Origin of the sequence: Bifidobacterium boum, from assembly GCF_000741535.1 — a bacterium.
GTDB classification, from domain to species: Bacteria; Actinomycetota; Actinomycetes; order Actinomycetales; family Bifidobacteriaceae; genus Bifidobacterium; species Bifidobacterium boum.
Genome location: NZ_JGYQ01000018.1, coordinates 106,680 through 123,933, shown reverse-complemented (window position 1 = coordinate 123,933; position 17,254 = coordinate 106,680). Strand labels below are relative to the sequence as shown.

Here is a 17,254-nt window from a genome sequence, read left to right as displayed (position 1 = left end):
ACAAGCATTACTCGGATGACGGGGAGACACCCCGCGCATCACACCACGAATCCTTCAGCACACACACGCGTCCACCATCCGGTCCCCAACCCACCACACAAACCCCCGGGAACACCCGACAAGGATCCCCGGGATGACAATCACAGATTTGCGGCGGCCATGGCCCAGGGGAGACGCCCGGACCCATTCCGAACCCGGAAGCGAAGACCTGGCACGGCGATGGTACTGCACCCGACAGGATGTGGGAGAGTAGCACGCCGCCGCACCAACACGTAACACGACGGCCCCGACAGGATCAAAACCCTGCCGGGGCCGTCCCCATACCACCGGAAACCCCACACACAACAGACCCCGGACACACACAGGACACCCGCTTGACAGCCGGACACCAGCGCGCACACAACAGACGACGACACCGACAGACCCACGCACGCCCCCTTGACAACCCGCGTCCTCACACCGACCCGCGGCACGATAACCGGAAACCGGAACACATGAACGCACACGCGGCACGGTAGGCGCGGTTTGTGACAAGACATCAACCGTCTATGCTTGCAACAAGCGATTAGTCAGGATTCATGGTGAGCTGAAACAGCCTCGGATTGGCTGAGTGGCATCTGAATATCAGCTTCCAACAGTAGTATGATGTCCCGTATATAAGTATTTGAGAATGATATGCGACTGCCACTGGGGGAATGCATGCGCTTCAATGATGACAACGACAGCGACGAGTATCATGAGATTTTCTCACCGCATATGAGCATGGGCGGATCCCAACGTCATCATGGGGGATATCATGCCAGACATGACAGGTCAACGTCAACATTTCTGCCTTGGTCCAATGGCTCTGTCCTAGATCACATATGCACAGTGATTCTGACAATTTGCCTGGTACTTGGTGGGCTGGTCAAGGCCGGCGTCATCAAGCCGTCATCGGATCCGTCCCGCGATACATCCATCACCTATGCGCAAGGTATGCCATCGTCGCGGCCTTCCTCCGGCAGTTCTTCGCAACCCCAACAAGACGTCACTGACTCAGCATCATCGGATTCATCCGATTCGACGGGGATTATCGGCTACCGATATGATTCATCCGACCAATACCGTCAGTATGTCAACGAAATCAAAGCCATGCATGACAAGTACCATGCCATGCCGGCGGCACAGATCAACGAATACGTCAAGGCGCTCCCAGATGCGCAATCAGCGATTGACACATGGCTCAAGACTTTGGACCGCATGCTGGAAGCGACATCCTACGGTGATGCGCGGCGCTCCATGAACCGCGACGCTGCGACGACCTACTACAATGCGAAGCTCACGGACCTGCATCAGCTCGAATACGATTTCAAAATCAACCGGGCGTACCGCATATCAATCGAGACGAATACCACGGCGACAGGTTCCTATTTCGAAATCGTCTTCAGTCAAGATGAAAGCCATCACGCGCCATCACCACAACAATTAGACACCATTGAACAGCAGATTGCGGCATTCCAAGGGCAGCCAGGACAGGACGGCACCTATATGCAGTCGGGGGAGCAGATGCTCTCGATTGCCGGGTTGCACGCTGACTACGATTTCCAGGGCATCGGAAACTACTGTCCTTCGATGACTACTGATCAGTATACGTTTGCAGCGTATTGCGAGGAGAAAACCGATACCGTATTCGTCAATACCGGCCATGAAGCGTATCCGTATGTCGTCCGTTCCCCACAGTATCTTGATGAGCTTCGCCATGAAATCGCCCATTATCTCGTGTATTCGCGTTGCGACACGGTTGTCCCGCCGCTTCACGTCGAGATCGAAGGTATGACGAATTCTTATGCGGTGATGTATCTGGGCGCAAACCGTGACACCTTGAACAGCGCTGGCGCAAGCTTCCCGGCATATGCGATGAATGAACAGACCGACCAGGCGGCGGCGTCAGCGCACGCAGGAACGTGCGTGGTCGACTGACGGAATCGACGAAGAACCATCTGCGGAAGTCACAACGCAGTGGACGGCCAGCGGACGATAAGCAGGCGGCAAGCGGACTGCGGATGCCCCTATGCTGCAGATGATTCCGTGCGTGTCGCAATCCTGTACAGTTCGCTATGGTGCGCACTGCGCAATCCGGCACAACGAGCAAACCTGCATTGCATGCCCTGAATACTGTGCGGTCCCGCAGACGCCTCCCAGATCGCGCAGTCGCAGCACAGCGCCGCGCAATGCTGTCCTCATCCATCGCGGACGAGTACGATGAAAGTACGCGCCGTTACCAAGGAGGCATGCCGATGGATGGCGATCAACCGAAGCAACAAGCCACAGGACGTAACAAGGATACTCGGGACAAATACGGCTTGAATCTGCGTGAGTGGACGAGACTGCATGAAGAAGGCATCGCCGCGCGCCTCGACCAAGGTGACGATCCCCGTCGGCTGTTGGATTGGCATGAGCGCAAGCTCGCGTGGTTGCAGCATGAACGGCTTATCCATTTGGGGGTCATGATGATTACCATCGCCGTGTTCTTGGTCGCGCTCGCCTTCATGGTGCTCGTCCCTTCAACAATCCCCGTGTCCACCATCATCTACCTGGCCATGCTGGGACTGCTCATCGGGTATATCAGATATTACTTCTTCCTGGAGAACACGGTCCAGCATTGGTATCGCATTGCAGATGACTTGCATGAGCGGGTGGAGGCGCTTAACCGGTCTGGAAGCATACCCGCACATGAAGCTCTTGACGAAGCGTGATCACAGTGAACGACCATCCGTCTGTGGACGCATGGCAGTCAGCGGAATCCGGCCGGCACGCTGATGGAGATGACGCTCGGCGGTCCGCCCAATGGATTGCCGAAACGCTGGAACGGCTGTCCCATTCATCGTTTCGATCATCATTCACGTTAAGCCCGCATGATGCTGAATATGCGAGGCGCAAAGGACGTGAACTCATTGACCGGCACGCGCATGAGATGCTCGCCCAGCGGGTCGGTGCCGCCCAGCCTGCGAAAGACGGGAAACAGACACCCTGGCGCGGTCATCCGGTATTTACCGCTCAACACGCCACCGCATGTTGCTGCCGCGGATGCATTGAGAAATGGCATCATATTCCGCGTGGAAGAGCGCTGAGCGCGCAAGAGGTCGACCGGCTCGCCCGATTGGTCATGGCTTGGATTGACCGCGATCTCGCTTCACACCCTGCGGTGACGGGGGATAGCAGCGGATGGGCGGCACCGTTCCAGCATCAGCGGGATGGTGACACAGAACAAGGCGAACGAACGGCACAACCGCGGCGTCCCCATGGCGAGGCAGGCGGTTCGGCGAAGAGACGCCGGCATCCGGGTAATCATCATGACGGCAATGCATCAGGTTTTATCCAAGGTGAGTTGCTGTAACAGTCAGATAGATTTCAGTACAGCAGCTGGGAAGTACAGCGACGATGCGACGAGCCGACAGCGCAAGCGTGATATCTCACAGCCTCGTCGTGAGTGACAACGTGACCAAGAACGTCACAGCAACACAGCGGCCAACACCAATGCCGCCAGATAGACAGCGCAGGCAACACAGAACACGCCATCGCGGAAATGCAGATGCATGTCATGCCAATGTGTCCGTCGGATACCCTCCTCATAGGAACGCGCGTCCAAAGCGAGACTGAGATTATCGGCATGACGAAGCGAAGCTGCGAACACCGGCATAATGATCGCACACATCGCACGGCACCGTTGCGCCGGGGAACCGCTTTCGATGCTGCCGCCGCGAGCCGCTTGCGCGTACGTGACAGCCATGATCTCCACCCGCAACGTCGGCAAGAACCTCAATGCCAGACTCAGAACCAACGCGATCTCTTGGACATGGATGCCGCAGCGTTTGAGCGGGGACAATAGGGATTCGAACGCATCGGTCATCGCTGTGGGCGTTGTCGTCTCCACATACACCGCGCCGAGAATGATCACCAGAGTGAAACGGCAAGCGTAGATGATCGCCGTGTACACGCCGTCATCGGTGATCGGCACGGCACCGATATGGGCGAGAGGGGTTCCGGTGCGGACGAAGAAGATGTTCAACGCCCCCGCGAACACAAACAGGAACAGGAACATGTGGATGCGCGCGAGCAAGAGCGACGGCCGTATACGCGCCGCGGCGACGATACCGGCGGTCAGGACGGCGCCGACGGCCAGCTGGTATGGCGAGCTGATCGCAAACGCCGAGAACATCAGCGCCAGGAACGCGACCGTTTTCACTCGGGCATCAAGCATGGCGATGGCAGAACGTCCTGATCCGTCTCCAGCATGAATATCCGCGGCATCATCCGTCGCGTCAGCCGGCTCGGAGGTTGTCCGTTCCGTCGAAGATGCGTCAGGAGCCGTTGACATGCTGCCCGCTTCCGGATTCCGCGTGCCGTGCAAGTGTCGGATGCTGGTTTGCTGTCCGGCATGCTTCGGTGGCTCGAGCACCAGCACTCGGTCGGCAAGCGCACGGGCTTCATCGATATTGTGGGTGACCAACAGCACCGTAACCCCGCGATGATGCAAATCGGCAAGCAGATCGCGGATTCGTGCGCTCGCCATCTCATCCAAGCTCGCCGTCGGCTCATCCAACAGCAGCACATCCGGATGGCAGGCAATGACCCCTGCGATGGCGACAAGCCGCTGCTGCCCACCGGAAAGACCGAATGGGGAACGGTCGCGCAGCTCACTGATATGCAGCAATTCCAGCGCTTCATCGACACGTTGTGTGACTTCTTGCTCGGAAAGCCCCAAATTACGCGGACCGTATGCGACATCCTCGGCAACCGTGTGCGCGAACAATTGCCGCTCAGGATGTTGCATGACCAAGCCGAGACGGTGCCTCAACTCGATCCGTTGCCTGCGTGATAACGGTTTCACCGCTGAACCAGGCAAGTGCCCGATCCATCGGGCGGCACGAGCACGCCGATCTGTTTGCCTGCCTGCACTTCCCGTTCCATGAGGAGTCTCGGCGCCGGCGGTGTACCGGTGGTCCGTTGCTACGGGGATGCCGGCGACGGTGATATTGCCGCTGTCAGGGCGAGCCAAGGCGGACAGCAGTTTGACGACCGAGGTTTTTCCGGCTCCGTTGGCGCCCATCAGCGCTACGGTCTCGCCGGAACGCACGGAGAAAGTCAACTGTTCCACGCTGGGGAATGCTGCGCCTTGGGGGGTGAACGACACATGGTCGACATTGATCGCGAGAGCCGGGCCGCGTGCGGCTGAGACTTCCTCAGCATCCGGTGAATCGGCGGTATCAGATACACCGTTGGTAGCAGGTGCAGCCGCGGTGACAGACACTCCGCTTGAGGCAGGTGACGAATCAGACGGCGCATACTCATCGCTCGACCCGGCGCGCAGCCACGTCACTGGCATGCCACTGGCTTGCAACAGATGGCGGAAGTCATCCTGCGATGGACGGTCGTATGCATCGGTATCGGCACCCGCCGGTTCCGCCGTCAGATGCGAATCGGAGACGATCCGTCCTGCACTCATCGTGATGACGCGTTGCCCTCGAGACGCTTCATCCGCATGATGCGTGATATGCACGATGGTGGTCCCTTGCCGGTGAAGCTTGTCAAGAATGGTGAGGACACCCATGCGCGCATCCTGATCGAGCATGGCGGTCGGCTCGTCGAGTACCACCATACGCGGATTCATCGCAATAATCCCCGCGATGGCGATGCGCTGCTGCTGCCCGCCGCTCATGGTCGTCGGATCGTCAGCAAGATGCCCTGTCATGCCTACCGCATCGAGCGCATACGCGACTTGCTCACTGATGCGCGTACGACTCATGCCAAGATTTTCCGGGCCAAATGCCACATCATCACCGGTGACCGTCGTGACGATTTGATCCTCCGGATTTTGGAATACCGCACCGATATCATGCCTGGCACGTCGATACTGGTCGGCGTGCGCCCCCGCTTCGTCGAACACCATGTGTCCGTCCAACGTGATGACACCAGAATCCGGGGCGGAAAGCCCGGCAATCAGTCGGCCGAGCGTTGATTTTCCTGAACCGTTCGCCCCTACAATGCACACGTATTCACCATTGCGGATGTCGAGGCTCACTCCATCGAGCGCCCAATCCTGCGCTCCCGCATACCGGTACCGTACCTCACGCAGACTGGCTGCCAGACCGCGCATGTCGTATGCGTCGACCGATGCTGATGTGGGGGAGGGGATCCGTGGAATAGCCATGGTGCGGTGTGGCATCCGTATCTTTCGTAGTGGTTGATTGCCGATAGTACTGATATTGTCATCCCGTGTGCGGGAATCATATGGGCATCTGGCCGTCCCGACGGCGATCAACCGCCGGAACGGCCAGTGCAAGGATGTCAGCGTGCCGACCTGTTGAGCAAATCGGACACCGGCTTGTAAATCAGGAAGGTGACCACGCAGTTAATCGCGTACTTTGCAAGATTGAACGGCAGGAGCGCCGGCACGATGAGCGCCGCGACTTGGGCGACAGTCATATGCGCGTACATCGGGGTGATGATCAGATTGCCCACAATCGCGAGGACCAGCGCGACGAGCGCACCGACGACCAGACCGAGCACGGCTCCGGAACGGGTGTGCATACGCCGGTAGATTAACGCCGCTGGAACGGACAGGCCGACGGCGACCAGCCAAGCCATCAGCGTGCCCCACGGGCTGATGAACAGGTGCGGCACGAATCCGAGGATGCTGACGATCAGCGCCGCCGCAGGGCCGTAAGCGAAGCCCGCGACCAGCGCGACAATGCCCGATGGGTCGTATTTAAGCCACGGGACGCCCGGAATCAACGGGAATTCGACGAAGCTCAGCGCCATGGACAAGGCCACGAAACACGCGTACATCGCGATGCGGCGGGTTGACCAGCGGCCGGAATCGCCGACGCCGGTCGAATGCGCGTCTTTCGGCGATATGGTGGTGTCGCCGGCACCAGTGTTTGTTGCGTTTCCTGAAGATTGCCCATCCTTGATGATGGTGCGTGCAGGAATGGAGGTATGCGAAAAGATGCTCATCTGAGCTCCGTTTCTTCCATCCGGACTATAACCGTTGGCCCCGGATTCACACCGGATCAGCCGCTTACGCGGGTCGCGGGCTTGGGTGGTGTCGCCGCCGCAGATTGCGGGCAGCGGACCGTTACCGCCAGTAAGGATTTTCACCTTCCCTGAAACTTACAGCATTCATCAATACCCTATGCGTAAGGAAAATGCAAGCGAATGCTCATATTCGCCATTCGGTGAGGGTAAGTGCAAGAATAGTGGGCATGACACAACCAGAGCATGCGAAAAAAGCCACCATCGACAAGTTGGCTATCGTCATCGTCACGTATAAGCGGCAGAAACTGCTTGCGACGCTGTTCGATTCCCTCAAGGCGTTGACTGTCGCGCCGTGGCGTATTGTCGTGGTGGACAATGAGCACAGCGAGACCACGAAGACCATGGTTGAGGAGTTCGGTTCCGCAATCACCGCCCAATGGGGGCAGACCATTGCTGATACGCAAGGCAATATGGATCGCGTCGTGTATTTCCCGCAGGAAGGCAATATCGGCGGCTCCGGCGGTTTCAGCAATGGTGTACGCAAAGCGTATGAGCTGGGCGCCCAATGGTTCTGGGTGATGGATGATGATGTGGCGGTCTTGCCGGACGCCATTGAGAAGCTCGCCCCGTGGACGCGGTATCATGATGTGATTCAAGGCAGCCGTTACGACTATGATGGCGGCCCGTTCTACTGGCAGTACCATTTCATCGTTCCTCTGGGCATTCCCGACCCGATCGCCCCGGCGGCGTTCGGTCCACGCGGCTATCGCATCATGAATACGATGTGTTTTGAAGGCGGCCTGTTCCGTCGTAATATCGTCGAACAGATCGGCTTCCCGGATGGACGGTTCTTCATTTACTGGGATGACACGATGTACGGGTATTTGGCCAGTAAGGTCACCAATCCGATTGAAGTCAAGGATGTCATCATCCGTCGCACCCGTGATATCGACAACTGGGATATCGCCGGGTTGCGCCAGTTGAATTCCACATCGGATATGAACCGATACCATATCATGCGCAACCGCGGGTATATGGCGCGTTATTTCATGGTGTACGGCGATTACCGTCCCGCCTTGTTCGCACTGGGTACCGCCGCCACCGCGGTCAAAGAGGTCATCCGCCTGGTGATGGTCGATCGGGGACACCTGCGTAGCGGCTTGTCCGCTATCGCGCGCGGGTGGTGGGATTCGCACAAGCTGCTGCACGATCCCGATTGGCGTCCGATGCCGCCGCTGAACTGACGTTTGCAACCAGGCGGCTTGCGGCACGTCGAAAGACTTGGGAACCAAGATGAAAGCGTTTGCAGGTTTTCGGCGTGCCGCGGCAGTATTCGGATAGGGGGCGCGGTACAATCACCGTACCGGTTCATACACCCCATCACCTCATAGGAAGGTCAAAGATGATTGAGACAGCACAGGCTTTCGGCGTTGATATCGGCGGCTCCGGCATCAAGGCGGCTCCCGTCAATCTGGAGAAGGGTGAGTTCGCAGAACCGCGTCTGAAGATTCTGACCCCGGAGAAGTCCACTCCGCAGGCTGTCGCCGACATCGTGCGTCAGCAGCTTGAACATTTCGAAGTTCCTGAGGACGCTCCGGTCGGTATCGCGTTCCCCGCCCCGATCAAGCCTGGCAAGCCGCTTGATTTCATGGCGAACCTCGACCAGTCGTGGATCGGCGTGGATGTCACTGAGGAATTCTCCAAGGCGTGCGGACGCCCGGTCGTCGTCGTCAATGACGCGGACGCCGCGGGACTTGCCGAGCAGCAGTTCGGCGCGGCCAAGGGTCAAGATGGCCTAGTCATCGCGACCACGCTCGGCACCGGTATCGGCACCGCGCTCATCTATGACGGCGTGCTCATCCCGAACACCGAGCTGGGGCATATCGAGCTGCAGAACGGCAAGGGTGACGCGGAGAAATACGCGGCGTCGTCCGTGCGTGACCAGCTGGACATGAGCTACAAGAAGTGGGCGAAGCGTCTGACCAAGTACTACGGTCTTATGGAAAAGTACTTCAACCCGGATCTGTTCGTGGTCGGCGGCGGTGTCAGCCGTGTCAGCGAGAAGTTCCTGCCGTACATCGACATCAAGACGCCGATCGTCCCGGCGAAGCTGCGTAACGAGGCCGGCATTATCGGCGCCGCCTACTACGCCAGCACGAAAACCGCCAAGTAAACGGTAGCGGCAAACCGGTTTCCCATCAACCGCAGTACCGCTTGTGTGGCCCGTCCCGGATTTATTCGGGCGGGCCACACGCATTCCGGGGTTTGCAACCAGCGTGCCATCCGTTCAAGCAACGTTGCGGCGGCGGACTACGATGGTGGCATGCGTTTTTCATCACGAGTGGACATCAGCGACCCGAATGCGATCGCGCAAGCGGAACAAGCCGCCAAAGCCGGCGGCATAGCATTGGACAAGCTCAACGATTCGAACCCGACCAGATTCGCGTTGGCTCCCCGATCCCTTCCCACGGTGTATGCCGCCCAACCGCGTGGACCGTTGGCCGCCAGAAGGGTGCTGGCGCGTTTCCTGACCGACCGGCATGCGCAGGAGGCCGTGCAATCCGGCGCACCGAACACGGTCGACCCGGTCGACCCGGAGCATCTGTATCTGCTCAGTTCAACCTCCCAGGCCTACTCGTGGCTGATGAAACTGTTGTGCGACGCCGGCGACGTGATTCTCGCCCCCAAGCCGGGCTATCCGCTGATCGAATCGATTGCCGCATTGGAATGCGTTGAAGTGATGACTTACCAGCAACGGTTCGACGGGTCGTGGATCATCGACACCGCTCAACTGCAATCCGCGTTGGAAAGCCCACAAGGCGAGAGAATCCGTGCGCTCGTCCTCATCAACCCGAACAATCCCACCGGCTCATACGTCAAACCGGAGGAGCGTGAAAGCATCGTACGGTTGTGCGCTGACCATGGGATTGCCATCATCGCCGACGAAGTGTTCTACGATTTCCCGGTCGAACCGTTCCCCGGTAACGCTCGCCTCGCGGGGGAGCGCCGCGTACTGACATTCGCGTTGGACGGATTGTCGAAAATGCTGGCAGCCCCGCATGCGAAAGTCGGTTGGATCCAGGTTTCCGGCCCGCAAAACGAGGTGTCTCAGGCGTTACATCGGCTGGATGTCATCGCCGACGACTATCTGCCGATGAGCGACATCATCGCCGCCCGTCTGCCTGACATGCTTGAAGAAGCCAAGCAGCAGACCGTTCGCGTCCGGGACCGCGTGACCGGTAACGCTTGGACGTTACGCCGGATGCTGCAAGAGGATCCCCGCGGATTGGTGTCGATGCTGCGCATGGAAGGCGGGTGGAACGCATTGGTGCGTATCCCATCCGTCCTCGATGAGAATGAGATGGTGTTGCGTATGATTCGTGATCATAAGCTGACCGGGCAGCCCGGCTATTTCTTCGATATGACCGCCAACGGGTATCTTGCGGTTTCACTCCTGCCACAGCCGGACCAGTTCGCCCGCAATATCGCCGCAGTGCTTGACACCGTGGCTGTCATGATCGGCGAGTAGTGGGTGCTACCCGTGATGAGGCTGTCAGACGGCGATGTCACGGTTGCGGTGGCGGCGAATCACGTCGGCGTACGCGTCCACCGCGTCTTGGGGTGTGCCGTCGAACACGATACGCCCCTCGTCAAGCAGGATCGCCCGGTCGATTGCGATCTCCGGGCGCGTGATCATCGACGTGTCATGTGTGGCGAACACGACTTGGCGGTCAAGCGCGAACAAGGCTCGCGCCACACGTGCGGTACTGACCTCATCCAAGCCCTTGGTCGGCTCGTCTGCAACCAGCACAATCGGGTCGGCGCACAATGCCGCTCCTACGGCAAGCAGATGACGATGCTCGCTGTCCAACGCGTCAGCAGGCCGATCACGCCACAGTGACAAGTCAAGTTGGACGAGCAGTGAGCCGATTCGCGCCTGACGCTCACCGTCCGCGATATGGTTGGTGCGCATCCGCTCGTCCAACGCTTTAGCCACGCTTTCGCTACGGTAGAAGCTTTCGGGAATCTCCTCGCGGCGCACACGGCCGACCAGTCGTTCGACACGTTTGCGATCCTTCCTGCCGCAAGGGGTCATCGTGTCCTTTCCGACAGTGAGCGTCACCGATCCACTGGTCGGAGCCAGCGCCCCATCCAACAGTTTCAACAAGGTTGTTTTGCCGGACCCGTTCAATCCGATCACCGCGATACGCCGCTGATCAAGCGTGACCGTCACATCGCGCAATCCCACATGCCCGTCATCATATGTGAACGAGGCGTGGGACAAGGTGAATGTCACGTGGTCGGGGCGCGGCCGGGCTTGACCGTGATCGTGGGAAAACAGCGTTGAGAAGAGACCCATGCCTGTCATCCTACCAGCGTGAACCATGATTGTATGCGGGCGAACATAGCGGGAGCGGTGCGTTGCAACGTATCGTCACGTCCCGCAGTGAAGCAGGACGCCAACAAGAGTAGGATGCAAGCGATGATCATGAGCATCATCACCGTGCGACGCAACCACCATGCCATGGCTTGCAGTCGTGGCATCCGCAGGCCTGACGGTGAGAGCGACGCATCATCCCCAGGCATATCGCCGACGAACCAAACCAAGCCGGGCAGTGCGGCGAATGTGAACAACCAACCGAAATCGCAGATATAACGCCATCCCAGACCCGCCTTGCACGCGTCGAAACACATGACAGCCACGCCAAGCCAAGCCATGCATCCCAGCAGATCCGCAGTCCGGGCATCGATCCGATGACGGAGCATCGCAAGCAGCAGCACGAACAAGGTCATCGGGCACAAGGCGAACAGTCCGGCAACCATCGGTTCGGTGTACCCCCATGCCGGCAACGGCGTAGGATTGACCGCCACGAAGGGGAACGTGGACTGCAAGCGTACCGGCAGCGCCAAATAGTAGCCGATGATGCGCGGGATATTCTCCAGCGGCTCATGATAGGACGTCATATTGTTGACCGTGATTTGATACGCGTTGCCGAAATTGAGCGGAGAACCGAAACGCAGCGCATTCAATATGAACACCGGCAGGGCGACAATGCCGGCAGCGACAATAACCGCCGTCGGAGCCTTCCATGCGTCCCGAGGCGCATGATGACAGAGCAACAAGCGCCACAATTCACGGATTTGCGGCCAAAACATCGGGAAAATCAGCAGCGCCGACCATACGAACGGGGGGCGGCACCCGATATTCGCCGCTATACACGCCGACCCCGCAGCGAGATACGGAATCGACAAGCCGGGCGCATCCCCGATACGCCATAATCCGGCACGATCCTGCGACCGTACGGCACACGTCCACAACCATAAGCCCAGCATCGTGACCATCAACGACGCCGCGATCGGCACAGAGTAGAAATTCGTACGCAACCACAAATACCCGGCGTTCGAACCCAACAGCAGCGTCACCCACGCCATGCTCATCGCGGCAACGGAAACCTGCGGAGCCACACGCCGTACGATACGAACCATGAGCAGCGAAGCGAACAGTACAAAACCGAACATGCACACCAGCACGGCGCTCGCCGACGGCAGCATCGCCCCTCCAGGCGTCCACAAGGAGGACGCCGCCTGATACGGGACAAACAGCAACAGGGTTGGAATCACGCCGAAATACGAGTACCAGCGTCCCTGATAGAACGCGTAATCCCAATAGATCGGCGAAACCCCCGAATCCAACAGGCGCTCACGCAATGCCGGATCATACGGGTCGGCGCTGTTGGCGAACGCTTCGGGAACCTGCAAATCCAATGACAGACGGCCATGCAACAGCGCGTCAGTGGCATGGCCATACTGGTCGAAATCATACGTGTATCCGCTTGGCGCATGGAACACCAGCGGTCTTGCCTGCGCGGCCAACACCGCTGCGGCGGCAAACGAGCATACGCCAATGACCGTCATGATACCGGCAGCGACCAGACGTTGGCCGCGCGCATGTGGGTCGACACGCACCTGCCATAATCGAGACCCCGGTCGCCAGCAGCCAATCAGGCAAGCGACCACCGCCATCAGCGTGACACGGATCCAATCACACGAGAACGGCACCCGTACATTCGGCCGCACCGCGAAGAATGGCACTTGAGTGCCGGCAGGTTCCTGAACCCACACCGTGACCGTACGCTTGGCATCAGTATGCAAGTACAAGGATCTGGGCTCATCAGTATCAACCAAGGTGGAACGGCCCGCCAAACCGTCCGAGTCAAGCCGAACCCGCACCGTCGAAAGCACCGTCGTACCGGTCCGTACAGAAGAACCCATCATATCGGCAAGATCAAGACGCACATACGATGACGTGCCATCAACCGCAGTACGCAAATACGCTTTCGTCGGATCCGTGACCTCAAGCGCCCCGGAAGCCTGACGCACCAGGCCCGAACCCATTGAGTTGAGCGTGGAAGGCGAATCCGTACTCGCCGCCATACTGGTCCAATACGGCAGATTGAACACCACGCCTTCCAACACCACGATCATCAGAACGGACAGGACGGCAAAACGCCACGCGGCACGGGGTTTACCGCCGGACATGAAACGTTGAGGAACAGATACCACGGTATTATTCTAAGAGCATGACCGTCCCACCATGTCTGCGCGGATTGGGACAATCTCGGTATGACACGATTCACCAAGCACCACAACGGCAATGGACGCCGACACAACACCTCCATGTTCGCCAAGCTCAAGGAATCGCTGCACCAATCCGTCACCGGTCGCACGACACCGGCTTCGCCTGCAACCGACCCAACCCGACCCGTGCAACCACAACACGACACGACCTCCGGCCCAGGAACGGCATCGCAAGCCGACACCATGCTCGACGAACTCAAACGTCATGCCATCACCCTCAGCCCGCTCATCAAACGCCACACATACAGCCGCCTCGCGGGCGCACCCAACGGTGTCGACCTCGGCTGGGTGCAACTGCCGCAGACCCACGGCCGTGCATTCTCCATCGGCGTGTTCCTTGACGACACGCATTTCGCGCAAGTCGCGCTCGCAGATGATCGGGGTCGTGTTTTCGCCGGAACAGACCCGCACATGGATATCCAAAGCGCTGAAGTACGATTCATGTTCGGCAAAGACGGTGAATCGCGGTTACCGGATGACACCCGACTCGGTGCCACGCCTACCGTGTCCGCCGCAGCCGTAACCCATCTGAAAGATCTGCTCGGCCAAACCCAAGACGCGCACACGGTCGACGTCATCCAAGGCAGTGTCGTCGGGCGTGGAGAAGACGGGCGCATGATGTGGCTCGCGTCTTGGATCAAACGCAACAACCGGTACACGCTCGAACAGTTGCGTGCCGACCTTCCTCAGCAGATGCGGTGCGGCCTGGAATACCGTGACGCCATCGCCATCGCTTTCTTCGCCGCATACCTGCTTCCCCAAATCAACGGACTGCTCATGGGATTCGGGTCAGGCAACATCTTCCGCCGGCTCAACCGCGAGGCGCCTATCGGAGCAATCCGCAGAAGCGTACGCGACACCTTGGAATCACGGGCACATGGCATGCGCGTGTCCGGGCTGGAGGACTATTTCGCGGATGTGATGCGCGAATCCGGGGCATTACAACCCGTCGCCGGCCTTGAAGCGGTACACGGCGCCGAACCGTTGCACCTGTACACGTCCAGTTATTCCGGCAGCTACTTCTTCTCTTGGGATGCCTCGCTGGAATTCTCGCCCGCGTTGGCGTCGCTGATCATCGAAGGCGGGCTCAACCGGTTCGCGGCCGTAAGCGCCGTACTGGAACGCAACGCACGGGTTGGCCAGCAGCCCATTGAGGATAACGTTACCCGAGCCCAAGCAGCCCAGATTGACATGGCGCTTCTTGACGATCCGGCCCTGATCGCGCTACGTGCCGACGACCGGACCATGCTCGACCCGCTGCATGATGACGGTGTCGCCCCGTTACGCAACATCATGCGCATCGCGCGGCAGGCGGCGCAACAAACCGCCCACGACTTCCCCGACCCCACAGCGGCGTCGGCCGTCACGAATGGTTCCGGCTCCGAATGGGTATACCGGCAGACCCTTGCGCTGCTCTTGCGCAGTATGAGACTGCCATACCGTTTTGACGTTGAATTCCGCACGAATCTTGCGGACGGCAACGTGGCGCTGGCATTCACCACCGCCGGTGCCGCCATGATGCCGAAAAGCAAATACAGCGGGACCACACACGATTGGATCAAACTCGAAGAACCTGACCGGGCGGCGATAAGCGCGGCATACAATCTGCGTGTTGGCCTGATGATGGCCACCATCGCGTTCTGTGCAGACCCACGAGTCCAACAAGTCACCGTGTACATCGATTCCATCGGACTGGAGGAAGCCGTCGCAGAACAGGATTCCGCCATCACCAAACTGATGAGCGACGCTTTGAAAGCGTTCGAACGGATGCGCTCGCAAGATACCGGCACGGTGATGGGAAGCAAATCCGCGCCGAAAGACGGCGATATCCACGGCGACCCTTCGCTGGCATCCACCATGCGCGGTGAATCACCGTACGATGGCGGGGAAACCCGTGGCGGCAAACCGGTATCCGGGCCATCCCACCCTTCGCAGGAGGCTTCCATGCCGGCTACGAGCGGGGAACAATCCCAAGATGACCAGACTGAACGCTATGAAGAGACATCGGCTGCTGATGTCGATCAAGAATTTGAAACGCTGATGTCCGGGGCGGATATCGATGAAACCGCCTTCAGCGTACCCCAAGACCATGCCGGACAGCCGCAAGAGCAAGAAGTCTTCACCATCGGCGGTACGCCTGATGTGAACGGAAGCGATCGTAACCACAATGACCCGTTGAGCGTACTGCGCAGCAACCCGACTGTCCGTCATATGGTGGCCGTCACGTTCCACCGTGATGCGTTCCTCCAACGCGTCCAGGAGCACGGGCTCAACGACCCGATCGCCACCTACCGTATGTTCGATGCGGTTATGGACGTTGATGCGCATGGTGCAATGCATCCGGTCAACGTCGATTTCGATTTGCGTGACGCGAAATACAGTCCTCTCGCCGCACAACAGGAGCCGGAGTTCTCAGAAACCCGGTTCGACCCATCGGCAAGCCGCATCTTGGGCTGTGGCGATGCCACCGGACTGTCCATCCAACGTGTCGACCTGTTGCAACGGGCGGTCACCGACTTCCACCGTCTGGCTGCTGACGAGATCATGCCGTCCGTGGCCAAAGCCCAACAGGCGATGCGTATTGTCGAACGTGTAGGCGATCCGGAACTGTCGGAACTTGCCCCGCAAGTCACCGCCGCGCTGATCGATGGCAACGACACTCCGGACTTCGATTTCACGCTGGCCAAACAGTTGGATGATGAACGCAGCAAGGCGCGCGACCTGTTCTTCTCCGGCCAAGCCGAACAAGCGGTGGAACTGCAAGAATCCGCTGTGGCGAAACTCGATACCCTATATGCGCAAAGCAACGGCGTACCGCGGTATTTCAACTCGTATGCGGAACGCGTCGTCTACAATCGGCTGTTCGCCACAACAGGGGAGCGGACGGTACTCATCCCCGACAATCTGTTCTACGCGCACGTGGAATTGGCGGATATTCTCTCACAAATCAAAGGCGTTAAGGCTGCGTTGCCGCATCTCAACGCGATGGTCTCATATGCGCCGGCCTATCCGCTGTCGCATATGAAACTGGCGGTGCAGCTTGCCCGCGATGAGGATTGGGATTCGGCCCGGGCGGCATGTCTCAACGCGTTGCGCGTGGCACTTGACCGCGATGATGCCGCTTTCGCATATTACCGTTTCGCGTACGCCGAATGGATGCGTGACCGTTTCGACACCGCCACTGCAGCGTATCTCATGGCAGCGCATATCGCGCCCGGCCAGATCGCCACGCTTCCGGCGGAACTTGAGGAACTCACTGAGCGCGCTCGCTCGCAGTGCATTCCCGTCCCGCATGACGTCGCCCAAGCGGCAGCTGTGCTCGCGGAACATGACCTGCCGGTTTGGCCGCACACTGAAGTCGCTGCGATTGTGCGGGAGGCGGCACGCTTGTGTGTTGACCAAGGCATGTTCGTTCCCGCACGCACACTGTCAATCGCGGCGGCACGTTTGAACGATGGTATGGGCGACAATATCGACATGGTTCAGGCACAGTTCCTGCGGTCATTGAGCGCTTGAACGGCTTCCTGCCGCTTAGAAGACTGTGCCGTGCTTGTCATAGCATGATCGCGTGGCAGGACGGGTATGGCAAGCCGGTGAC

10 protein-coding genes, 1 rRNA gene, 1 pseudogene and 1 riboswitch are annotated in these 17,254 nt (G+C 59.1%); of the genes and pseudogenes, 8 read left to right on the top strand and 4 right to left on the bottom strand.

Going from position 1 to position 17,254, the window contains the following annotated elements; all coding sequences use genetic code 11:
- The first annotated feature begins 149 nt into the window (after window positions 1-149).
- From rrf to BBOU_RS09480, 4 genes and pseudogenes are all read left to right on the top strand, one after another.
- Window positions 150-266, top strand: a 5S ribosomal RNA gene (rrf, locus tag BBOU_RS08715).
- Between the two features lie 604 nt (window positions 267-870).
- Window positions 871-1,959: a hypothetical protein gene (locus BBOU_RS08710; RefSeq protein ID WP_026503299.1), complete on the top strand. Its 1,089-nt coding sequence runs from the start codon at window positions 871-873 to the stop codon at window positions 1,957-1,959.
- A 317-nt stretch (window positions 1,960-2,276) separates the two neighbouring features.
- On the top strand, window positions 2,277-2,735 hold the full coding sequence (locus tag BBOU_RS08705; RefSeq protein ID WP_152595648.1) for a hypothetical protein: 459 nt from the start codon (window positions 2,277-2,279) through the stop codon (window positions 2,733-2,735).
- Window positions 2,736-2,830: 95 nt separating this feature from the next.
- A pseudogene (locus tag BBOU_RS09480) lies at window positions 2,831-3,181 on the top strand (DUF4186 domain-containing protein); the annotation flags it as partial.
- Window positions 3,182-3,490: 309 nt separating this feature from the next.
- On the opposite strand, the gene BBOU_RS08695 reads toward BBOU_RS09480, so the two are convergent.
- A complete protein-coding gene (locus tag BBOU_RS08695; protein ID WP_026503297.1) occupies window positions 3,491-6,136 on the bottom strand; it encodes an energy-coupling factor transporter ATPase in 2,646 nt (881 codons plus the stop codon).
- A 191-nt stretch (window positions 6,137-6,327) separates the two neighbouring features.
- Window positions 6,328-6,996, bottom strand: a complete 669-nt coding sequence (locus BBOU_RS08690; protein WP_026503296.1) for an ECF transporter S component — start codon at window positions 6,994-6,996, stop codon at window positions 6,328-6,330.
- A 4-nt stretch (window positions 6,997-7,000) separates the two neighbouring features.
- A riboswitch (FMN riboswitch) is annotated at window positions 7,001-7,157 on the bottom strand.
- An 87-nt stretch (window positions 7,158-7,244) separates the two neighbouring features.
- Here BBOU_RS08690 and BBOU_RS08685 point away from each other — a divergent pair.
- From BBOU_RS08685 to BBOU_RS08675, 3 genes are all read left to right on the top strand, one after another.
- Entirely contained in the window at window positions 7,245-8,261 is a 1,017-nt protein-coding gene (locus BBOU_RS08685) for a glycosyltransferase family 2 protein (protein WP_026503295.1), read from the top strand.
- A 158-nt stretch (window positions 8,262-8,419) separates the two neighbouring features.
- Window positions 8,420-9,190 (top strand): polyphosphate--glucose phosphotransferase, encoded by a 771-nt coding sequence (ppgK, locus tag BBOU_RS08680; RefSeq protein WP_026503294.1) that lies wholly within the window; start codon window positions 8,420-8,422, stop codon window positions 9,188-9,190.
- A gap of 150 nt (window positions 9,191-9,340) precedes the next feature.
- Window positions 9,341-10,546, top strand: coding sequence for a pyridoxal phosphate-dependent aminotransferase (locus tag BBOU_RS08675; protein ID WP_026503293.1), 1,206 nt, complete (start codon window positions 9,341-9,343; stop codon window positions 10,544-10,546).
- A 24-nt stretch (window positions 10,547-10,570) separates the two neighbouring features.
- Here BBOU_RS08675 and BBOU_RS08670 read toward each other — a convergent pair whose 3' ends face one another.
- Together BBOU_RS08670 and BBOU_RS08665 are read right to left on the bottom strand one after the other, a co-directional pair.
- The gene (locus BBOU_RS08670; RefSeq protein ID WP_081815547.1) at window positions 10,571-11,377 is read right to left on the bottom strand and encodes an ATP-binding cassette domain-containing protein; all 807 of its coding nucleotides are present in this window, start codon (window positions 11,375-11,377) and stop codon (window positions 10,571-10,573) included.
- Between the two features lie 5 nt (window positions 11,378-11,382).
- The gene (locus BBOU_RS08665) at window positions 11,383-13,581 is read right to left on the bottom strand and encodes a glycosyltransferase (protein WP_152595646.1); all 2,199 of its coding nucleotides are present in this window, start codon (window positions 13,579-13,581) and stop codon (window positions 11,383-11,385) included.
- A 60-nt stretch (window positions 13,582-13,641) separates the two neighbouring features.
- Between BBOU_RS08665 and BBOU_RS08660 the strand changes: the two genes are divergently transcribed.
- On the top strand, window positions 13,642-17,172 hold the full coding sequence (locus tag BBOU_RS08660; RefSeq protein ID WP_026503290.1) for a tetratricopeptide repeat protein: 3,531 nt from the start codon (window positions 13,642-13,644) through the stop codon (window positions 17,170-17,172).
- Window positions 17,173-17,254: the final 82 nt, after the last annotated feature.